A 21492-nucleotide genomic window follows, 5' to 3' on the forward strand; every position below is an offset into this window, starting at 1 on the left:
TTAACACGAGATTTTTGGGAGGTCTTTCTGGATCTCCCATTTTTTTGGTTTGATGTTTTTATTTCATAAGCAAGTGATTAAATTTCTCCATTTTTTGTTTGTCAGGCATTATATAAACTGTTTTTCCCTCAATTATATAGTTTATGGGAGAACTGGCTCGAATCGCATTCAGAACCTGTTCAAGCGTTTCATCCTCAAGTGTGCCACCAAATGAATAGTCTTTTAACAGTTCGTTGTCAAAAATGAAATTTACTGCATATCTGCGTTCCAGTTTTTTTGAAAGTGCTCCCAGCTTTTCATTGTTAATTATCCATCTTTCATCTTTCCACGAGATAATTGGAGAGGGATCAATTGACGTGACAATTTTAAATTCAGACTTGAGTTTCTGAGTAGTAGCACTTGCCATTGCCGATTTCTTATTCGTGTCAATTAGATCTATATCTTGATCGTGTTTCGTATATACTGCTTTTTCTTGTGCGGTAAGAATCACATCTTCTTTTAGTTTGAACGTATTCCCTTCCAGCTTTACCGAGCCTTCAACTAATGTTGTTTCAATGGTTTTTTCTTCGGCATAAGCTTTTACGTTAAATTGGGTGCCAAGTGCGGTAATATTAATGTCGCTTGTTTTTACAGTAAACGGAATATCGGGATTTTTCGCAATCTCGAAAAAAGCTTCTCCGGAAAGGTTAACTTCCCGGTTCTCTTCCCCAAAATTATTTTCATAAGCCAGCGTTGTTCCTGCATTCAGCCATATTTTGCTTCCATCAGGCATTTTTACGAATGAACGCGACCCCAGTGGCGCAACGTATTCAACAAGAAGAGGAGATTTTGTTGGTTCCGGCTTATTGTTAAAAAAGTAGTGCCCGGTGCCTCCTAAAAGAAAAGCCAGAATGAAAATGGCTGCCATTTTTATCCATTCGGGGAATACTATTCTTTTGGTGGTGGTGTCGACGGATTTTGATTGCAATTTTTGCTGTAATCTTCGCCACGCATCATTTGTAGCGTCAGAAGATGCCTGTGAGGACTGGTTGTCAGATATATACTTTTTGAATGAACAAAGATTTTTTTCTGACGAATTTATCCAGTCAATCAATATCGATTCCTGATCTTCTGTTAGTTTCCCATGAAGATACAGATGAAACAACTGTTGTTTATCAAGTTCGTCGTAGTTCATATTATTGGTTTCTGTATAGTAATACAATTGAGGGTGAAAATACCGCCCCCCTTTATTAAAAAATTAGAGTCCTTTCATCAGTGAGAATAAAGTAACAACCAGAAGATATGCAGAAGCAAAGTGTGTTTTGAATTGCCGTAATGCTTTTGTATTGTGCTTTTCGACTGTTCTTAAAGTGATATTTAGTTTTTCTGCAATCTCTTTGTTTTTTAATCCATCGAAACGCGAGAGTTGAAAAACTTTTCTGGTTTGTTCCGGCAATTGATTCATAACCGTTTCAATCTCTTTCTGAATTTCATTGTAGATTGTCAGCGAATGAGGATCATCAAAAAAGTCTGCGTAGTAAAGCATTTCTCCTTTAGTCGTTTTCCATGTTTCAATGCTGTGCCCGTTTACTATTTTTTGATGTTTAATGTGGTTAATGCAGGAATTACGGACAAGAGTAAATAAATAGGATTGAAAAGTGTCTGCTTTTATTTCGTTCCGCTTTTCCCAGATTTTCAGAAATGCTTCCTGAATAATATCTTCCACTTCAGTTTTGTCTGCTATAAATTTACCGGCAAAAGCCATCAGACGAGGAAAATATGCTTTGAAAACAAATTCAAACATTTTTTCATCGTCAAATAATAATTTATTTTCGATATATCTCCTATCTACAACTTTTGTCATCAAGTATGATCAATAGATCGTTTCAAAAGTACTTTTTTTTTCAAAAAAACGAAATCTGGTGTTTTTAGATAAGAGATTGCGGCTCATCTTCTTTAGTCCTGAATACAGTAGAAAATATGTACCGGAGACGATTTGTCGTGTCTCTCGTTGCATGTTCTGTAAACACTGATTTATGCTCAACAACATTTTTTGCAATGGAAACTAATTTCTAAATTGCAGCACAGTTCAGCACAGTCTTTCTGATGCATGTTCTAAAACTTTATACAAATATTAAATTCAATAAACAAATGGCTAACAGATTGATAGGGAGGCTCCCGAAAGTTGGAATTCGTCCGGTAATTGACGGAAGGGAAAGAGGCATACGCGAATCGCTCGAAGTACAAACCATGAACATGGCAAAAGCAGCTGCCAGTTTGATTGAAGAAAACCTGCGTTTTCCCGGAGGAGAAAAGGTTGAATGTGTGATTTCTGATACAACCATCGGCGGAGTTGCCGAAGCGGCAATGTGTGCCGATCAGTTTGAACGCGAAGGTGTAGCAGTTTCGTTAACCGTAACTCCGTGTTGGTGCTACGGTACAGAAGTGATGGATTCCAATCCGTCGATTCCAAAAGCTGTTTGGGGATTTAACGGCACGGAGCGCCCCGGAGCCGTCTATCTTGCTGCTGCGTTGGCAGGATATGCACAGAAAGGGTTGCCTGCATTCGGAATTTATGGCCGCAATGTGCAGGACGCCGGTGACGAAACCATCCCTGAAGATGTACAGGAAAAAATTATCCGCTTTGTAAAAGCTGCTTTGGCCGCTGCGCAAATGAAAGGCAAATCGTACCTTTCCATCGGATACACTTCAATGGGAATAGCAGGCTCAATGGTAAATCCCGACTTTTTTCAGGATTACCTGGGAATGCGTACTGAGTTTGTTGATATGGTTGAAGTGAAACGCCGTATCGATCAGGAAATTTACGACAAGGAAGAATATGAAAAGGCTTTGGCCTGGACTCGTGAGAATTGCGTGGAAGGAGAAGACCACAATGCTCCGGAAATGCAGAGCGACAGAGCTCGCAAAGACTGGGAATGGGAAACTGTGGTGAAAATGACCCTGATTTTCCGTGATTTGATGATTGGAAATCCAAAATTGAAAGAGGCCGGCTTTGGAGAAGAAGCATTAGGCAGAAATGCAATCGCCGGAGGTTTCCAGGGGCAGCGTCAGTGGACCGACTACTATCCCAACGGAGATTTTTCGGAAGTGTTTATGAATACGTCGTTCGATTGGAACGGGATTCGCGAAGCATTTGTTTTTGCAACTGAAAACGACAGTTTAAATGCTGTACCAATGCTGTTTGGGCATTTGCTTTCGAATACCGCCCAAATATTTTCAGATGTGCGAACCTTTTGGAGCGCGGAGGCAGTAAAACGTGTTACCGGAAAAGAGTTGACTGGCATCGCTAAAGATGGCATTATTCACCTGATAAATTCCGGAGCAACAACTCTCGACGCTACTGGGCAACACCTCGATAAAGACGGAAATTCTGTAATGAAACCCTTCTGGGAAATTGACGATGAAGATGTGAAACGCTGTTTGGATAATACGCGCTTTTGCCCCGGAAGTAAAGGCTATTTTAGAGGAGGCGGTTATTCAAGTCAGTTTAAAACTGCCGGACAAATGCCGGTAACCATGTCACGCCTTAATTTGGTAAAAGGGCAGGGGCCTGTGCTTCAGATTGCCGAAGGATACACCGCAGATATTGAAGATGCTGTTCATAAAGTACTGGACAAACGTACCGATCCAACCTGGCCAACTACCTGGTTTGTTCCCCGTTTGACAGGAAAAGGCGCTTTCAAAGACGTATATTCGGTTATGGCAAATTGGGGTGCCAACCACGGGGCAATCAGTTACGGGCATATTGGGGCCGACCTGATAACACTGGCTTCTATTCTTCGTATTCCCGTTTGCATGCATAATGTTGACGAAGACAAGATTTTCAGACCGAGTGTCTGGAATGCATTTGGCGAAGACAAAGAAGGAGCAGACTACCGTGCCTGCCAAAACTTTGGGCCGATGTATAAATAACAGAATATATTAAATATTAAGCCATACTTTTCCTGAAAACAAAGTATGGCTTTTTTTTCTGGGGTAATACATGTATTTTCGTCATCCTAAATTTTTTAAGCTTAGTAAGCCAGTTAAAATGAAAAATATAATCATTTTCATTTTTGCCAGTTTGGTTTTGGGATGTTCGAACATAAACAGGCAGAAAAATACAGATGGGGAAATTCAGCAGGAAGTAATTGAAATTGAAGCCCCAAAAGAAGAATCGTTGGAGAAGTATGAAAAAGGTACTTACGGATACGATGTTAATTTTCTTAAGAAATACCCTGCTACAGTCGAATTGAAAAACGGAAATTCAAAGTTGATTCTTTCCCTGAAATACCAGGGAAGGGTGATGACAAGTTCTTCTGACGGTTATGGAGGAAGAAGTTACGGATGGATTAATCACGATTTGATCTCCTCAGAAAAAACACTTTCCCAGTTTAATCCGGTAGGAGGAGAAGAACGTTTCTGGCTGGGGCCTGAAAGTGGTCAGTACTCTTTGTTTTTTGAACCCGGAAGCTCATTCGATTTTGAAAACTGGTCTACTCCTGCCTGCATTGACACTGACCCTTTTGAGGTTTTTTTGGCAACCGATTCGGTAGCTGTTTTTCTTAAATCGATGACCGTGAAGAACTACAGTAATTTTGAATTTAATTTCGATCTTACCCGTAAAGTGGAACTGATGGGCAAAGATCAGATTGCTGAAAAACTTGATATCTCGGTTCCGGAAAACATAAAATGGGTAGGATACGAAACAACCAACATGGTAAAAAATACCGGACAGGAGCCTTGGAAAAAGGAAACAGGGCTGGTTTCCATCTGGTTGCTTGGCATGTTTAACCCGTCGCCGTCGGTAACAATGATTATTCCATATAAAACAGGAGTAAATGGCCCGGTTGTAAAAGATGATTATTTCGGAAAGATTCCGGATGATCGGCTGAAAATAAGTGATGGCCTTATTTATTTTAAGGGCGATGGAAAACAGCGCGGCAAGTTGGGGATTCCTCCCCATCGGGCAATGCCTTTTATGGGAAGCTACGATTCAAAAAATAGAGTCTTTACGCTTGTGAAATGTGATGTGCCCCAGGGGGCTACAGATTATGTCAACTCGGCGTGGGAACACCAAAAATATCCTTACAAAGGAGATGCTGTAAATGCATACAACGACGGACCATTGGCTGATGGCGGACAGTTGGGGCCTTTTTACGAGCTGGAGTCTTCTTCGCCGGCATTGGCATTGGCTCCCGATTCTACCGGGCAGTACATTCAGTCAACGTATCATTTCGAAGGAACAGAAGAACAGCTTAATTCAATTTGCCAACAGATTTTTGATGTTTCGCTGGAGGAAGTAAAAAACGTTTTTTAGTGCCAAAAATTCCGTTAAAAAAAACAGACCAGTCAGGGCAAACAAAAATACAGCAACTGGTTTTTTCCATTACCGAAGCGATTGGTAATGGCACACTAAAAGACGGAGATTCTCTTCCTTCTGTAAACCAGTTGAGCCACGAAAGTGGTTTTTCGCGCGATACTGTTTTCAAAGCTTACCGGATATTAAAAAAGAGAGATATCATTGAATCGGCACCAACCCGGGGGTATTTTGTGAAAGGCAGCTTCTTCCGGATTTTTGTGTTGCTCGACGATTTTAGCGCTTTTAAAGAACAGTTGTATAAGTCTTTCCGGGAAAACCTTCCGCAGAATTTCACTGTCGATTTGCTGTTTCATCATTACAACCCCGATGTTTTTAATCAGCTTGTACAGAACAGTCTGGGACGATACAGCGCTTATGTTGTAATGAATATCAATCATGGCGGAACGGAGCCAGTGCTGGAGAAAATTGATCCCAAAAAACTGTTTATTCTGGATATGGGCCATCCTGCGTCTGACGAGGTGAGCTACGTAATTCAGGATTTTGACTTTGCCGTGGAAAAATGCCTGGAAGAAGGTGTGGAAAAACTTCAAAAATATGAAGAATTTATTTTGGTCTACGATGAATTGGAAACACCTCACCCTTCAGATACTGTTGCTGCAGTAAAAAGGTTTTGTAAGAAAACAAAGTTGCATTTCAGAAACGTAACAAATGTCTCCGGAGCACTACTTCAAAAAGGTCAGGTTTGGTTCACCATTCGCGATTCCGACCTGGTTGAAGTGATAAAACTCAGTCGCGACCGCGGGTTTATTCTCGGGAAAGATGTTGGCGTGCTTTCCTACAACGACACGCCCATGAAACAAATTGTTGGCAACGGAATTTCGGTGATAACCACCGACTTCTCGGAGATGGGGAGCCTGGCTGCTTCTTTTGCAAAAAACAGACAAAAAATAGCGAAGGTTTTGCCAACTTCTTTAATTTTGAGGGAATCGGTTTAAATCGTTTACAGGCATTTGTAATTATTGCTGAAGTAGACGAAACAAACCAATAAAACTATTCGCTATGAAGAAATATTGGTTTTTTGCAGCACTTTTCATTTTAATAAATGGCTCAATGCAGGCGCAACAAATGTTTCAAAACTATTCTGGTGTCGATGTGGGAAATCCGAAGCTGACCGGTAATTTTCAGTTTGATAAAAAGAATCAGCAGTTTATTTTGGAAGGAGCCGGATACAATACCTGGTTCGAGCGGGATGAATTTTATTTTGTTTCGCAGGAAGCAGAAGGTGATTTTATCCTTTCAGCTAATCTGAAATTTTTGGGAGAAGGAGCTGATCCTCACCGAAAAATAGGGTTGATGATTCGCAACTCGAAGAACGAAGACGCTGTTTATATGGATGGTGCAATTCATGGCGACGGGCTTGCTTCATTGCAATACCGGACGACTAAGGGCGGAGAAACCCGGGAGATTGCCTCTGCAATAGAAGCACCGCAGTTTGTGCAGGTAGAAAGGGCAGGGAACGAGTTTATTTTCAGAGTTTCGAACAATGGCCGGCCTCTGGTGGAGGTTGGAAGAGTAACGCTGGAAATGGCATCTTCGGTTTTTGCCGGAATGTTTATCTGTTCTCACAACGAAGACGTGATTGAAAAAGCAATGTTTTGGAATGTGCGCATTGAAAAACCAGCCCAAAAGGATGTCGATGGTTACCAGTCGCCTTCTCCCAGCCGCCTCGAAATACTTAATATTGAAACCGGTAATCGCAACGTGGTTTTCGAAACAAATCAACACATTGAAGCCCCCAATTGGTCGCGCAATGGAAATTTTCTGGTTTACAATTCGGATGGGAAATTGTACCATTTTGATTTGAAGAAGAGAGTGCCCAAAGAGATAGACACGGATTTTGCCTCTTCCAACAATAACGACCATGGCATTTCTTTCGACGGGAAAACGATGGCGATTAGTCACCACACAGAAGAAAACGGACGCCGGCAGTCGATTATTTACACCGTTCCTCTTGAAGGAGGAATTCCCCGGCGGATTACCCCGAACGGGCCTTCTTATTGGCACGGCTGGTCGCCCGATGATAAATGGCTGGTTTATTGTGCCGAGCGAAATGGAAATTACGATGTATACAAAATTTCGGCAGGAGGCGGAGAAGAGATTCGGCTGACCACAGCAGACGGATTGGACGATGGTCCGGAGTACTCACCTGACGGAAAGTACATTTATTTCAATTCGGTAAGAAGCGGCAAAATGGAGATTTGGCGAATGAACCCTGACGGAACAGGGCAGGAGCAGGTGACCAATGATGCGTTTCAGAATTGGTTTGCCCACCCGTCGCCCGACGGTAAGTGGTTGATTATGATTTCCTATCTGCCGGAAGTTCCTGCGGGGTCGCATCCACACAACCAGCGCGTAATGCTTCGGTTGATGCCTGCACGCGGTGGGGATATAAAAACTGTTGCATTTCTATACGGAGGGCAGGGCACCATTAATGTGCCTTCGTGGAGTCCCGATTCCAAAAAAGTGGCGTTTGTGAGTTACACTTATTGAAAGTTGTGGCTATTGAAAAATTGAATCATGAAGTACAATTGTGTTATTTTTGATAACGATGGCGTGCTGATAGACAGTGAAATCATTTCCAATAAAGTGATGGTTGAAATGGCAAAGGATTTGGGAGTTCTCATTGACCTGGATTATGCCATGGAACATTTTTCGGGAGAGTCGTTGAAAAGCATCATGGAATACATCGAAAAACAGGGCAGGTGTAATTTGCCCGAAGATTTTGAGAGGCATTTTCGCCAAAAAACATATAAAGCTTTTGAAACTGATTTGGCTCCGGTTAAAGGAGTCAAAGAAATATTAGAACGACTGACTGTTCCGTTTTGTGTGGCTTCAAGTGGTCCCAGGGAGAAGATTGAGCTGAGTTTAACAGCTACCAGGCTTATTGGCTTTTTTTCCGGTCGGATTTTTAGCTCGTACGATATTGGCAGCTGGAAACCCGACCCTGAAATCTTTTTGTATGCGGCACGTGAGATGGGTTTTAAACCGCACGAATGTGTGGTAATAGAAGATAGCATTGCCGGGGTAAAAGCAGCCAAAAATGGCGGATTCAATGTTTTCGCCTTTGCAAAAGAAAACAACCGGCGCGAGTTTGAAAAGTTGGAAGCAACAACATTTTTCAGCATGGAAAAACTTGCCATGCTGCTGCATTTGAATTCCTAAATTACTGTTTTTTCTTCTTCTTTGCTTTGCTAAATCCAATGGCTATTAAAATGTAAAAAATACCATTGATTAGTGTAAAGAAACTGATTGTTCGAATAGAAAACTCCCGCGAAAATCCTAAAATCACATTGTAAAGAATATAGAAGAAAAAGTTGCTGGAATAATTAATAAGTATGGCCGAATTTAGCCACACCACAGGTTCTTCATGGAGTTTCTTTATTTTTCCTTCCACCATTATTTTTGAGAACAGCAGTACCGAAAACGTAACCAGCAGCGTTGCTACAAAAGCTCCCGAAATACTTGGAAACGAGTGTGGACTTTGTAAAAAAAGAAAATTGAGAATAACTATGCTTTCGACAAAAACAATGAGCCCGATAGTTATTCCTTTTTTTATGAAAGTACCCAGTTCATACAGGTAAAATAAGCCCGTAAACAGGCAGGCGCCTGCAATGTATATATGTCCCACCGGCATTGTGTTTTTAATATCGAAAAAGTAAATGCCTACTTTTGAAGCTACTTCTGTGAGGGTTCCGAAAACTACAAAGAGGAAAAAAACCTTTAGCGACTTGTCAAATTTTCGATAATATAAACTGCCAATAAGAAGCGGAACAAAATTAACCAGCCAGATGTGTTTAATCAGAAACATTTTTTTCGGAACTGTAAATGCTTGATTCGTCACAAATAGGTGGGCACGGAGCGCTAAAATCAAAAACCATAGTTTGTTGGTTAGCAGCTCGTTCTTCCTCTACGGTGGGGTAAACCATTGCATTCATTGTTTTGGAAATGCCGAAACTAATTTGCGCTTCCTCTTTATTCTGCATGGTAAAAATTTCGTGCAGTTCGTATTTACTGAGCAGGTAAGCTTTGGGATAGATAAATTTTCTGAATCTGGCCCATTCATTTTGTTCGTCAAGCTCCCCTGAACGCCATTTTTGGTAACGTTTTATATTGTCAATAACAGTTTTTGTTTCAACGGATTTATTCTGATTTTCTTTTTGAAGTTTGAAAACCGGATTTTCATAATCTCTGAATACTTCTCCGCTGCCCATCAAAAAAGCTGAAACCGCGTATGCACATAAAACAAATTTACTGCCTTCTTTTTCCGGTTCGAGACCAAGGTAAACTCTGATTCTGTTTTCGTTTTCCCCGGTAAGAATTTTATAGGTTTCTTTCTGCAGCACAATCGGCGGAACCATCAGGTTAAAGGTGAGTTTTTCTTCTTCACCCATGTTTAAAACCCAGTTTTCTGCTTGCACCGGGGGAATCTGGTCTCGTTTTAAGTTTGAATTCATGCTTGTAATATATGTATCGTTTGGAATTATAAAAATAAGCAAATTTGGCTTAACGTAGCTAGTTTCAGGCTTTTTATTTTTTGCAGCCTGCCTTCACCTTCGGATCGGTTGTCTGCTTTCATCTTTTTTATTCGTTATAATATCGAATTCTGTTGTGCACAAAAAAATCAGTGCGGTATTAAAACATGCGTGTTAAATGTTTTGAATTCGGCACGGCAATAATACTTGTGAAATTTGTGCGGGTATGAAAGATAATAAATTGTTAGATGTCGATTTCATTTGTTTAAATATTAGATATATAGCTTCTATTTTATCGTTTTTTCTGAACACCAAACTGCTGTCTTCAAAATTGTAAAGTGTTTGCCAAGTCGAGGAAGTGCGAAGGTTGCTTGTAAAAATAGACTGACTATCAATCGGTTTAATTTTTTATTTTTCATTATTTCTCTATAATTTTGCCCCCCGAAAGAAATTTAGCGTGGGAAGAATTTTAGCGATTGATTATGGACGAAAGCGAGTAGGATTGGCAGTTTCTGATCCTCAGCAGATTATTGCCAATAAGCTGGCAACTGTTGCAACGCACACAATTTGGGATTTTCTTCAGACTTATTTTAAAAACGAAAAGGTAGATGAAGTGGTGATAGGTTATCCGTTGCAAATGAACAACACTGCCTCGGAAGCTGTTGTCTACATCAATCCGTTTATCAAAAAGTTTAAACAAAAATATCCTGAAATTCCGCTCGAAATGGCAGACGAAAGGTTTACTTCGAAACTGGCATTTCAGACTATGATTGATGGAGGTGTAAAAAAAGCGGGGCGAAGGAACAAAGCAATGGTGGATGCCATTAGTGCAACCATTATTTTGCAAAGTTATATGGAACAAAAACGCAACAGAATGTAGAAGCTGTTTAATTGTATTTTTGTTTTTGGGCGAATAAAAGAATAGATAATAGATATGAAATATCCGGTGACTGTGTACGGCGATCCGTTGTTGCGGAAAAAAGCCAAATCAATAGATAAAGACCATGAGGGCCTGAGTGAGATTATTGAAAATATGTGGGAAACCATGTACTATTCAGATGGGGTTGGACTTGCAGCCCCGCAAGTCGGAATGTCCATCAGACTTTTCGTTGTTGATGCTTCTTCTGGCGCCGACGAAGAACCTGAATTAAAAGACTTTAAAAAGGTTTTTATTAACCCCGAAATAATTGAAACCTTTGGCGAAGAGTGGGAAATGAACGAAGGTTGTCTTAGCCTCCCGGATATAAGAGAAAATGTAAGCCGTGCAGATGTTGTGAGAATAAAATACCAGGACGAAAACTTTGAACATCACGAAGAGGAATTCAAAGGCTATGCCGGGCGTATTATTCAGCACGAATATGATCATTTGGAAGGTGTGCTTTTTATTGATTATTTGTCGCCGCTAAGAAAAAGATTATTAAAAAGTAAGCTTCGGAATATCGCAACCGGAAAAGTAAAAACACATTACCGTATCAACGTTCCCGTAAAATAGGTGTAACCTTTCATCTGCTTTTCCGTTCATACAAGTCTAACCGGGCGTAAATAAGCGTTTTACGCCTCCAAAGCACGGGAAAGTTTGACGAAAATAGTTCAGAAAATACCCTTTTTGAGGCTGGTAACAGCTTTGTCTCTGGGGATTGTTTTGGGGAAATTTCTCCCGGAAATGCCTGTTGTTTTAATTATATTATTGATTATTCTGACAACAGTTGCATTTCTGGTTAATCGTAAAATCAGTTTTCGGGTCAATTCTTTTTTTGGGATGTTGATCCATTTGATTTTTGTTGGTATCGGCATAACGGTTTTTACGGTGTATAACCAAAAACCTGTTTTTTATAACCGGGGAGTTTTTTATGCTGAAATACTGGAAATTCTCCAAGAAAAACCAAACTCTTACCAATCGGTACTCAGTGTTCGTGCGGTAAAGAATGGCAAGTCAGTAGTTGAAACCGACGAAAAGGTGATGGCGTATTTCGGGAAAAACGAAAACGCGCAAAAGCTGGAGCCTGGTGAAACGATTCTCTTTCGTAAAATTCCTCAGTTAATAAAAAACAGAGGCAATCCTTTTGAGTTTGATTACCAGGGTTATTTAGCCGGAAGGAAAATTTACCGCCAGGTTTATCTTCCCGATGAAAGTTGGGAAAAGACAGACCGTAGAGCAAAATTTGCTTTTTCTGTTTTGGCAGAAAGAACGCGTTTGTACTTTCTGAGAGTATATGAGAAATATGATTTTGGAGAGGATGAGTTGCATGTTCTTTCGGCGCTGACGTTGGGATACAAGCGGGGCTTGGATCCTGAAATAAAGCGAATTTTTTCATCGGCCGGGGCAATGCATGTTTTGGCTGTGTCTGGCTTGCATGTAGGGATTGTATTTTTGGTTCTTTCGTTTTTACTTCGTTTCCTGACATTACACAAAACCGGACGTGTAATTTATGTTTTTATTGTTATTCTGGCGCTTTGGTGTTTTGCGTTTATCACCGGGTTATCACCTTCGGTACAGCGGGCGGCTACCATGTTTTCTTTTGTTGTTGTGGGCGAAAATATCAAGCGGCAATCGAGTATTTACAATACGCTCGCTTCTTCGGCTTTCTTTCTGTTGTTGCTGAACCCGAATAATTTGTTCGAAGCAGGGTTTCAACTCTCTTATGCTGCGGTTTTCGGAATTGTTTTTTTGCAGCCAAAGTTGGTTCAGCTATTTCATTTTAAAGAGAAAGTTTTTCAATATGGTTGGGAATTGCTTACTGTTTCTGTTGCTGCCCAGGTAGCCACGTTTCCGCTAACTGCGTTTTATTTTGGGCAGTTCCCGTCTTACTTTTGGTTGACAAATTTAGTGGTAATTCCTGCGGTTATGTTTCTTATTCCGTTGGGTCTGACATTACTCATTTTTCATTGGGTGCCTGTGCTTTCTGAACTTTTGGCAGGTGTGGCCGGTTGCACAGTAAATACTGTTATTCGGTTTTTACGCCTTGTTGAAGAAATGCCATGGTCGGTTGCTGAATTTTCGATGTCTGTTTCGGGCGTGGTGATTTTAACTGCAGCGTTGTTTGCCCTTTCCTTTTTTATGGAAACGAAGCTGAAAAAATATTTTAAATTAACACTTCTGATCTTCGCTGTGTTTGCAGCCTTTTCATTCATCGCCGGGGTAACCGGTTTTACCCGAAAAGAAATAATCGTTTACAACCAGCCAGACTTTGCGTTGGCTCATTTTATTAATGGTAAAAAAAATTATGTTGTTTCTGACCGGGAATTAAATGAAGCGACATTTGCTCTGAATTTAATACAGAATACAGTACAAAAAATGAGGCTGGAAGAACCTGTATTTTTGGTTTCAATAGATAATTTTCACGACAGTTTTTTCTATCTGAAAAACGGGAGGATAGTGTTTAACGGAAAGGTTATTGCATTTAAGGTTGCACCTGGCAGTTTCCCTGAAACGGCTTCGCCTGAAATCGCAATAGATTCTGATTTTAACGGGGTCGCAGGACGCCGGGGAAAAGCGGCAGGAGTAATAGTTTCGTCGGAACGTTATTCTGAAAACCACATGGCCGAAGATTTCAATGTTTTTTATCTTAACAAAGAAGGCGCATTTCGTAAAAAATGGTAATTTTAGTTAATCGGAATTTTAGAAACGTTCCAATTTGGATGAAAATGGATGATTAGTGCTGGAAATCGGGTTGGAATACCTTACTTTGCACACGTTTTAAAAATTAATTGGAGAGAAATGAAAGTTGTAATCGCCGGGGCAGGAGAAGTTGGAACCCATTTGGCTCGTATGTTGAGTAGTGAGAACCATGATATAGTGCTACTTGACGATTCACCTGAAAAACTCGCAAAAATTAGTGGAGAGGTAGATTTGCTGACGGTTACCGGTTCTGCTCATTCTTTTCAGGATTTGAAAAAAACCGGACTGGCAAAAGCGGATCTGTTTATTGCTGTTACTCCATTCGAAGAAAGAAATGTTCTGGCGTGTGCCATGGCTTCTTATTTGGGGGTAGGACGCACAATCGCCCGTATTAATAATTCAGAGTACCTGCAACCAAGCTATCGGGCAAAATTGAATAACATGGGAATCCATGAGCTTATTTATCCTGAAAGCTTGGCCGCAAAAGAGGTTATTGCTTCCATTAAACAAACGGGAACCCGGCAACTCATCGAATTTTCGCAAGGAAAATTGCTTTTGCTTGGCGTGAAAGTACGCGGAAATGCACCAATTCTGAATAAAAGTTTTGAGCAACTGGCAAAAGAGAATGAGAATATCCTGGTTGTGGCAATTAACCGCGACAGCCGCACCATTATTCCAAAGGGCTCTGATTGTATTATGGATGGCGACATCGTATTTTTTGTGACTACCCGAAGAGAACAACAACGCGTTTTTGAGCTTACTGCTAAAAAAACATTCGAAGTAAAAAATATTATGTTTTTGGGTGGAAGTCGCATTGCCCAAAAAGCAATTGAGAAACTGGGCGACCAGTACCGTATTAAAGTTGTTGAAGAAGACATTGAAAGGTGCCAGCAGGTTGCTGAGAACCACGAGAATGTTTTGGTTATAAATGGCGACTGCCGAAACTTGAAATTGCTTAAGGATGAAGGACTGGAAAAAATGGATGCAGTGATTGCTACTACCGGAAATTCTGAGACGAATATTTTGGGCTGTCACCTGGCAAAAACATTAGGTGTAAGACGAACTGTTGCTGAAGTGGAAAATCTTGCTTTTATGGGGCTTGCCGAGAATATGAACATCGGAAGTATTGTAAACAAAAAGCTTATTGCTGCAAGTTACATTTACCGGTTTACACTAAATGCAGCCATTTCAAAAGTTAAATGCCTCACTGCTTCCGATGCCGAAGTTTTTGAATTTATTGCCAAAGCCGATGCTAAAATTACCCAAAAACCAATTAAAGCGTTTGATTTTCCGGATGAGGCTAAAATAGGCGGAATAATCAGAGGCGAAGATGGATACATAGCCCACGGAGACACCCAGATTCAGGAGGGTGATAAAGTTGTTGTATTTACTCTTCCGTCGGCAATAAAGAAACTTGAAAAGTTCTTTAAATAGCCTGACCAAAATTTTATCGAGAGAATGAATTTTAAAATAGTTTTCAGGGTGCTGGGCTTGCTGCTTTTAATTGAAGGAGTAGCCATGTTACTGGCCCTGCTGGTTGCAATTTTGTACCAGGAGTATGATCAATCTGCTTTTTTAATAGCTTCCGGGATTAATATTTTGCTCGGAGGATCAATTTTGTACTTTACCCGAAAAGCCAGACGAGACATCGGACGCCACGAAGGTTATCTGATTGTATCGTCGGTTTGGATTGTTTTTTCGTTGTTCGGAAGTCTGCCTTATGTTATTAGCGGCGCTATTCCCAGTTTTACAAATGCTTTTTTCGAAACCATTTCCGGGTTTACAACAACAGGCTCGTCGATTTTGGCAGATATTGAATCTTTACCTCACGGAATTTTGTTTTGGAGAAGCATGACTCAATGGCTGGGCGGTATGGGAATTATTGTGTTGTCGTTGGCAATTTTGCCGGTGTTTGGAATTGGAGGTATGCAGCTTTTTATGGCAGAAGTACCCGGCCCAACCCCCGACCGGATAAGCCCGCGGATTAGGCAAACTGCAAAAACGCTTTGGGGAATTTACCTGATTTTTACCGTTGCTGAAACCTTGTTGTTGTGGGTGGCCGGAATGAGCTTATATGATTCTGTTTGTCACTCTTTTACCACAATGGCTACCGGCGGATTTTCTACCAAACAGGCTAGTGTTGCCTATTGGTCGTCGCCCGCAGTGCAGTATATAATTACTATTTTTATGTTTCTGGCAGGAACCAATTTTACGCTTTCTTACATGGCCATGAAAGGGAATTTTCGTCATGTTTTTGCTGATGAGGAATTCAAATATTACGGATTGTTTGTCATTGGTTTTACCTTGTTCATATTTGCCGGACTCCTGATTTCGTCAAACATTGGAGTTGAGAAAGCATTTCGCGATTCGTTATTTCAGGTGGTGTCAATAATTACCACAACCGGTTTTGCTACGGCTGATTATTTACTGTGGCCCCCCATTTTAGTGGTTATTATTTTCCTGCTGTTCTTTTTTGGCGGCTCGGCCGGTTCAACAGGAGGCGGCATCAAAATTATGCGTATTGTACTGCTTTTGAAAAACAGTTATTACGAACTCCGTCGGATGGTGCATCCGCACGCTATTATTCCCGTTAAGTTTAATAAGCGCTCTATCGACCCTAAAATAATTACCAATGTACTGGCATTTTTCATGTTTTACTTTGTGATTTTCGGATTCAGCACAGTAATTTTTTCGATTATTGAACCCGATATGGAATCTGCAATGGGAGCGGTAGCAACTTCATTGGGAAATATTGGTCCCGGACTTGGCAATGTTGGTCCGGCAGAAAATTTCCTGCACATTAAACCTTTGGGGAAATGGTTCTTGTCCTTTTTAATGCTTCTGGGAAGGTTGGAGCTTTTTACGGTTCTTGTTCTGTTTTCTCCTTCTTTTTGGAAAGAGTAAATGTGCTGTTTTTTCCGGAGAGTGAAAATTAGTAATCCAAAACGCCTTTCCCTTTTCTGATAATTTCAATGGTATCGCCGGTGCAGTCAATAACCGTGGAGGGGATTAGTTCTCCGTAACCACCATCAATAACGATGTCGGCAATATCCTGGTATTTTTCGTAAATGAGCTCCGGATCGGTAGTGTATTCAACTATTTCATCTTCATCTCTGATGGACGTAGATAAAATCGGATTTCCCAATTCTGCAACTATCTCACGGATAATGTTATTGTTGGGAACCCTGATTCCAACCGTTTTCTTTTTTCCTTTAAAATAGCGGGGAACGTTATTGTTGGCATCTAGAATAAACGTAAAAGGGCCGGGCAGGTTTTTTTTGATGAGTTTGAAAACACTGTTGGAGATGGGTCTGGTGTAATCGGATAAATGGCTCAGATCGCTGCAAATAAAAGAGAAATTGGATTTTTCAATATTAATGCCCTTGAACCGTGCCACTTTTTCAACTGCTTTTACACTGGTAATATCACATCCCAAACCATAAACTGTATCGGTCGGGTAAATAATAATTCCGCCGTCATGGAGAACATCCACTATTTTTCGGATGTCGCGGGGATTTGGATTTTCATTGTAAAGACGAATAAACATATGCTAATTTTGTGTTGTAAATTTATCAAATTAGTTTCATTTTCCAGTATTTCTGAACAATTTTGGGGCATGAATCCAATATTAAAAAATACAGGCGATGGTTCGGCAACATTATTCGTTCCGGAGATGAACGAGCAGTACCACTCAATGAATGGTGCTATTACCGAATCGAACCACGTTTATCTTGGCAACGGGTTTAATTACCATGCTTCGGCAAACCCTGTTGTTTTTGAAGTGGGTTTTGGCACAGGGTTAAACTGCTTGTTAACTGCGGTTCAGGCACAAAAGCAAAACCGGCCGACTTTTTACATTAGCATCGAAAAATTTCCGCTTGAACAGGAGTTGATTAATCAACTGAATTATGGCGAATTAGTTGGAGAGAACGGCAGTACGCTTTTCGAGAAAATTCATAGTTGCACATGGAATATCCCAACGGAAATTATTCCCGGATTTAAACTACTGAAATTAAGGGCTGATTTCAATACAGAAAACTGGGCTTTGCCAGAAAAATGCGACGTGATTTATTTCGATGCTTTTGGCCCCGATAAGCAACCCGAAATGTGGTCGCAGGAGAATCTCCAAAGGCTTTATAATTTCAGTTCCGATAATGGCGTTTTTGTAACTTACAGTGCAAAAGGAGAAGTGAGAAGACGTTTGAAAACTGCCGGTTACAATGTTGAGCGGCTTCCCGGTCCTCCCGGAAAAATGGAAATGCTGAGGGGAATAAAAGTGCTTTCAAAAATTTAATTGAGAAAAAATTAAGTTATCTTCGCATCTTTTAAATGAACAAATAAAACGTAATGACGGAAAAGAAATTGACCGGTGAATTGGAGCGTTTTAGCTATGCGTTAGGCATGAGTGTTGCGTCCAATCTCATTAAGTCTGGAGTAAAAACAATAAATCCGGAAGCATTTGTAAAAGCGATTAATGACACCTTTGTGGGCGAAATGCCTTTGCTTATGCCCGATGAGGCCAATGGAATTTTGGAGAGTTTTTTGGAAAATGCAAGTCAGGAAGAGGCAAAAAACAACCTGGAATCAGGGCTTGAATTTCTAAAAGAAAATCGTTCGAAAGAAGGTGTTACCGAACTCCCCAGCGGACTTCAATACCGGGTTATTAACGAAGGCGATGGGGAATTACCCTCATTAACCGATCAGGTAAAATGCCATTACCACGGAACTTTGATTGACGGAACTGTTTTTGATAGCTCGGTTGATCGCGGACAGCCTGCTGTTTTCCCGGTAAACGGGGTTATTCAGGGATGGGTAGAAGCGCTGCAACTTATGCCGGTCGGCTCCAAATGGCAGCTTTACGTTCCGTCGGAGTTGGGTTACGGACAGCAGGGCGCAGGCGGCGTAATTGGTCCTAACGCAACCCTCGTTTTCGATGTCGAATTATTGGAAATCGTATAAATATTTATTAGTTATTTTATTATGAGAAAAAGCTTAATCTATTTACCGGTGGTGTTATTGGTAATCATCGGTATGAGTTGCCAGCAATCTGGTTCGGTAAAAAATGTAAAACTCGAAACTGAAGCAGACTCAGCAGGCTATGCAATTGGTATTTTGGTTGGAACAAACAACAAACAACAAGTACAAAATGCACCCGGTGGTGCAGATATCAATTTGGAAGCAATGGTTGCTGCTTTTAACGCTGCAACAAACGACGAAGAAGGTGTTATGACAGTAGAAGAAGCCGATCAGATGATCAGAAGGTATTTTGAAGCTGCCGGAAAAAAAGAAGGACAGAAAAACCTCGAAGAAGGTAACGCTTTCCTGGAACAAAATAAATCACGCGAAGGAGTGCAGACTACTGACAGTGGTTTACAGTACGAAATTATTACAGAAGGCGACGGCCCGAAACCAACAGCAGAAGACAGAGTTCGTGTACATTACCACGGAACTTTAATCGACGGAACTGTTTTCGATAGTTCTGTAGATCGTGGCGAACCTGCAGTTTTTGGCGTTGGCCAGGTTATTCCGGGTTGGACAGAAGCTTTGCAGCTTATGCCGGTTGGTTCAAAATGGAAAGTTTTTATTCCTGCTAATCTTGCGTATGGCGAACGCGGTGCCGGTGGCGACATTGGCCCGAACTCAGCTTTGATTTTCGAAGTAGAACTTCTGGAAATTGTAAAAGAATAAAAGTTGATATTATTTGGATAAAAAACCCTTTGCAATTTCTCTGCAAAGGGTTTCTTTTTTTTATTTTCGCCACATGAGTTTACAGGTAAAAGGAAAAATAGAACAGATACTCCAGCCCGAGTCAGGAGTTAGCAGGGCTGGCAAAGAATGGAAGAAACAGGAGTTTGTAATCGAAACTGAAGACCAGTTTCCTAAAAAAGTGTGTTTCACGCTTTTTAACGACAAAAATTCGCTGCTGGAAAAAGTAAAAGAAGGAGACGAAGTGGAAGTTTCTTTTAACCTCGAATCGAGGGAGTTTAACGGAAGGTGGTACCACAATATCAATGCCTGGAAAATTGATAAAGTTTCAGACCAGGGAAATTTCCAGGATGCGCCGCCAGAATTCAGGGCTGAAGATATTCCGCCGGAACCCGAAAACGATGGAAGCGACGGATTGCCGTTTTAGGCACGGAAAACCATTTAAAAAACCTTTAAAATATTATTTCCTATGAGTTTTTCCAGAAGAAGTTTTCTAAGTCGCTCTGCAGCAGGAGCAGCTGCATTGGCAAGTATTCCTGCCATTGTTTCAGCATGTGTTTCGCCTGAAAAAGAAGAAAAGCAGAAAAACTATTCCCTTTTTCAAAAAGGAAATACTGTCCTTTTTCAGGGAGATTCTATTACTGATGCAGGCCGCGAAAAAGAAAAGGAGCTGCCTAATACTGCGCGGTCATTCGGTTTTGGATACGCATTTTTGGCTGCCTCTGAATTGTTGAATGAGCTGGCCGGATTGGATCTGAAAATTTACAACCGCGGAATCAGCGGCAATAAAGTTTATCAGCTGGCCGACCGCTGGCAGAAAGATTGTTTCGATTTGAAGCCCGACGTGCTGAGCATTCTTATCGGAGTAAATGATTACTGGCACATGCGTAACGGAAAATACGACGGCACTATCGAAGTTTACGAAAACGATTTTAGGGCGCTGTTGCAACGTACGTTAAAAGAGTTGCCCAATGTAAAACTGGTAATTTGCCAGCCGTTTTACGTTTTAAATACTTCGGCAGTTGACGAAACCTGGGTTGAACCGATGAAGAAATACCAGGCGGTTGCCAAAAAGCTTGCCGACGAGTTTAATACCATTTGGGTACCGTTTCAGGATGTTTTTGATGAAGCGATAAAATACGCTCCGGAAACCTATTGGACAGGCGACGGAGTTCATCCTTCAATGGCTGGAGCCCAACTTATGGCCGAGGCCTGGTTGAGGGCAGTTGAATAAGAAAGAGGCAGTCGGTAAAATCTGACTGCCTCTTTTCGTATAATCCGGGAATTAAGCCCAATACATACCATCGTAATAACCGGGCTGCATCCAGGGCAGATTTTTGTTCCGGTAAAACGGATCCAGTTCTACGCGGAGTTCCTGCATCCGTTCATCAGAAAGCGGCTTAAACGATTGCAGCGTCGCAATATTTTTGTTGAGCACCTCAACGCTGTCGTGTCCGATAACTGCCGCTGTAATATTTTTCAGACTTAAAGCATATTTGACCAGATCGTCGGCGGAAAGGCTGGTTACGGTTTCTCGTGGCCTGATGACTTTCATTCCCAATACTCCCATTCCTTTTTTTGCCGCAAAAGGCACCGGCTGCTCTTCAAAAGGTTGTTTGCCTTTTTCCTGATGATTCAGTGCGATAAGCATTGTATCGAAATCGTACATCTCGGCAGCAAGTTTCATTGCTTTTGCTGATTTATGGCCGGTAAACCCGATGTACTTTATCACACCTTCTTCCTGGTATTTCCGCAAAACCGGAAGCACACCGTCCGTTGCTCCAAATTGTCGAACTTCTTCTTCGTTTGTAACGCTATGTATTTGGTACAAATCGATATAGTCGGTTTGCAGTTGTTTTAAGCTGTTTTCGATGGTTCGTTTGGCATCATCGGCATTTCGTTCGCTTACTTTGGTTGAAAGGAAAACCCTGTTTCTGACTGATTTCAGAATTTTACCAAGCCGTTCTTCGCTGGTCTGTTCAGCATTTTTGTACGAAGCGGCAGTGTCCCAGTAATACAATCCGCGGGAGAGTGCCGTTTCTAAGATTTCCAATCCTTTTTCTTCGTCAACTGCCATAAAACGGCTTCCAAGTCCCATTATAAGGCGGGGAATGCGAACTCCGGTTTTTCCGAGCAGGGCAGTGGGCAATCCTTTTGCATCGTAAGGGGAAGAAGAACATGCGGCAGAAGGGGCAAGAACAGCGCCGGCAGTAATTGCTCCGGTTGTTTTTATAAAATCCCTCCGTGTGAAATCTTTCTTTTTCATGCTGAATTGTTTTATTGAAGAATGTTATTAGTTGCTAATTTACAACCATTTCTGTGAAATGCAATCC

The 21492-nt window shown here is 41.2% G+C and carries 21 protein-coding genes; 15 read left to right on the forward strand and 6 right to left on the reverse strand.

Features of this window, described 5'->3' with window-relative positions; genetic code table 11:
• Positions 1 to 58: 58 nt before the first annotated feature.
• Entirely contained in the window at positions 59 to 1174 is a 1116-nt protein-coding gene (locus BUB08_RS04400) for a FecR family protein (protein WP_139249617.1), read from the reverse strand.
• A 63-nt stretch (positions 1175 to 1237) separates the two neighbouring features.
• A complete protein-coding gene (locus BUB08_RS04405) occupies positions 1238 to 1843 on the reverse strand; it encodes an RNA polymerase sigma-70 factor (RefSeq protein WP_072999300.1) in 606 nt (201 codons plus the stop codon).
• A 287-nt stretch (positions 1844 to 2130) separates the two neighbouring features.
• On the opposite strand from BUB08_RS04405, the gene BUB08_RS04410 reads away from it, so the two are divergent.
• The 5 genes from BUB08_RS04410 (at position 2131) to BUB08_RS04430 (ending at position 8524) form a co-directional block, all read left to right on the forward strand.
• On the forward strand, positions 2131 to 3912 hold the full coding sequence (locus BUB08_RS04410) for an L-fucose isomerase (protein WP_139249618.1): 1782 nt from the start codon (positions 2131 to 2133) through the stop codon (positions 3910 to 3912).
• A gap of 118 nt (positions 3913 to 4030) precedes the next feature.
• Positions 4031 to 5299, forward strand: coding sequence for a DUF6786 family protein (locus tag BUB08_RS04415; protein ID WP_083570581.1), 1269 nt, complete (start codon positions 4031 to 4033; stop codon positions 5297 to 5299).
• Positions 5299 to 6297: a GntR family transcriptional regulator gene (locus BUB08_RS04420; protein WP_083570582.1), complete on the forward strand. Its 999-nt coding sequence runs from the start codon at positions 5299 to 5301 to the stop codon at positions 6295 to 6297. Before BUB08_RS04415 ends, BUB08_RS04420 begins: the two co-directional genes overlap by 1 nt.
• Before the next feature lie 64 nt (positions 6298 to 6361).
• Complete coding sequence (locus BUB08_RS04425) at positions 6362 to 7852, forward strand: TolB family protein (RefSeq protein WP_072999301.1); 1491 nt, start codon at positions 6362 to 6364, stop codon at positions 7850 to 7852.
• 27 nt (positions 7853 to 7879) lie between these two features.
• Entirely contained in the window at positions 7880 to 8524 is a 645-nt protein-coding gene (locus tag BUB08_RS04430; protein ID WP_217651558.1) for an HAD family hydrolase, read from the forward strand.
• Position 8525: 1 nt separating this feature from the next.
• Here the strand turns inward: BUB08_RS04430 and BUB08_RS04435 are convergent, their stop codons facing one another.
• Both BUB08_RS04435 and BUB08_RS04440 read right to left on the reverse strand, forming a co-directional pair.
• Positions 8526 to 9170 carry a hypothetical protein gene (locus BUB08_RS04435; protein WP_072999305.1) on the reverse strand — a complete coding sequence of 215 codons (645 nt, stop codon included), beginning with the start codon at positions 9168 to 9170 and terminating at the stop codon, positions 8526 to 8528.
• Positions 9157 to 9816, reverse strand: a complete 660-nt coding sequence (locus BUB08_RS04440) for a hypothetical protein (protein WP_072999307.1) — start codon at positions 9814 to 9816, stop codon at positions 9157 to 9159. The genes BUB08_RS04435 and BUB08_RS04440 overlap by 14 nt, the downstream gene beginning before the upstream one ends.
• 475 nt (positions 9817 to 10291) lie before the next feature.
• Between BUB08_RS04440 and ruvX the strand changes: the two genes are divergently transcribed.
• The 5 genes from ruvX to BUB08_RS04465 all read left to right on the forward strand — a co-directional run bounded on the left by ruvX (position 10292) and on the right by BUB08_RS04465 (position 16357).
• A complete protein-coding gene (ruvX, locus tag BUB08_RS04445; protein WP_072999309.1) occupies positions 10292 to 10714 on the forward strand; it encodes a Holliday junction resolvase RuvX in 423 nt (140 codons plus the stop codon).
• Positions 10715 to 10768: 54 nt separating this feature from the next.
• On the forward strand, positions 10769 to 11326 hold the full coding sequence (gene def, locus BUB08_RS04450; protein WP_072999310.1) for a peptide deformylase: 558 nt from the start codon (positions 10769 to 10771) through the stop codon (positions 11324 to 11326).
• Positions 11327 to 11440: 114 nt separating this feature from the next.
• Positions 11441 to 13435, forward strand: coding sequence for a ComEC/Rec2 family competence protein (locus BUB08_RS04455; protein ID WP_139249619.1), 1995 nt, complete (start codon positions 11441 to 11443; stop codon positions 13433 to 13435).
• Between the two features lie 117 nt (positions 13436 to 13552).
• On the forward strand, positions 13553 to 14887 hold the full coding sequence (gene trkA, locus BUB08_RS04460) for a Trk system potassium transporter TrkA (protein WP_072999864.1): 1335 nt from the start codon (positions 13553 to 13555) through the stop codon (positions 14885 to 14887).
• A 24-nt stretch (positions 14888 to 14911) separates the two neighbouring features.
• Positions 14912 to 16357 carry a TrkH family potassium uptake protein gene (locus tag BUB08_RS04465; protein ID WP_072999314.1) on the forward strand — a complete coding sequence of 482 codons (1446 nt, stop codon included), beginning with the start codon at positions 14912 to 14914 and terminating at the stop codon, positions 16355 to 16357.
• Between the two features lie 28 nt (positions 16358 to 16385).
• Here the strand turns inward: BUB08_RS04465 and BUB08_RS04470 are convergent, their stop codons facing one another.
• On the reverse strand, positions 16386 to 17000 hold the full coding sequence (locus tag BUB08_RS04470; RefSeq protein ID WP_072999316.1) for an L-threonylcarbamoyladenylate synthase: 615 nt from the start codon (positions 16998 to 17000) through the stop codon (positions 16386 to 16388).
• A gap of 69 nt (positions 17001 to 17069) precedes the next feature.
• Here BUB08_RS04470 and mnmD point away from each other — a divergent pair, with 69 nt between their 5' ends.
• The 5 genes from mnmD to BUB08_RS04495 all read left to right on the forward strand — a co-directional run bounded on the left by mnmD (position 17070) and on the right by BUB08_RS04495 (position 20393).
• A complete protein-coding gene (mnmD, locus tag BUB08_RS04475; RefSeq protein WP_072999865.1) occupies positions 17070 to 17747 on the forward strand; it encodes a tRNA (5-methylaminomethyl-2-thiouridine)(34)-methyltransferase MnmC2 in 678 nt (225 codons plus the stop codon).
• Positions 17748 to 17800: 53 nt separating this feature from the next.
• Entirely contained in the window at positions 17801 to 18412 is a 612-nt protein-coding gene (locus tag BUB08_RS04480) for a BamJ family beta-barrel-assembly machinery protein (protein ID WP_072999318.1), read from the forward strand.
• 21 nt (positions 18413 to 18433) lie between these two features.
• Positions 18434 to 19141 (forward strand): BamJ family beta-barrel-assembly machinery protein, encoded by a 708-nt coding sequence (locus BUB08_RS04485; RefSeq protein WP_072999320.1) that lies wholly within the window; start codon positions 18434 to 18436, stop codon positions 19139 to 19141.
• 73 nt (positions 19142 to 19214) lie between these two features.
• Positions 19215 to 19586 carry a DUF3127 domain-containing protein gene (locus BUB08_RS04490; RefSeq protein WP_072999867.1) on the forward strand — a complete coding sequence of 124 codons (372 nt, stop codon included), beginning with the start codon at positions 19215 to 19217 and terminating at the stop codon, positions 19584 to 19586.
• Positions 19587 to 19628: 42 nt separating this feature from the next.
• Positions 19629 to 20393, forward strand: coding sequence for an SGNH/GDSL hydrolase family protein (locus BUB08_RS04495; protein ID WP_072999322.1), 765 nt, complete (start codon positions 19629 to 19631; stop codon positions 20391 to 20393).
• A 51-nt stretch (positions 20394 to 20444) separates the two neighbouring features.
• Here BUB08_RS04495 and BUB08_RS04500 read toward each other — a convergent pair whose 3' ends face one another.
• On the reverse strand, positions 20445 to 21425 hold the full coding sequence (locus BUB08_RS04500) for an aldo/keto reductase (protein ID WP_072999324.1): 981 nt from the start codon (positions 21423 to 21425) through the stop codon (positions 20445 to 20447).
• Positions 21426 to 21492 lie beyond the last annotated feature (67 nt).

Origin of the sequence: Mariniphaga anaerophila (genome assembly GCF_900129025.1) — a bacterium.
In the GTDB taxonomy this organism is placed as follows: Bacteria; Bacteroidota; Bacteroidia; order Bacteroidales; family Prolixibacteraceae; genus Mariniphaga; species Mariniphaga anaerophila.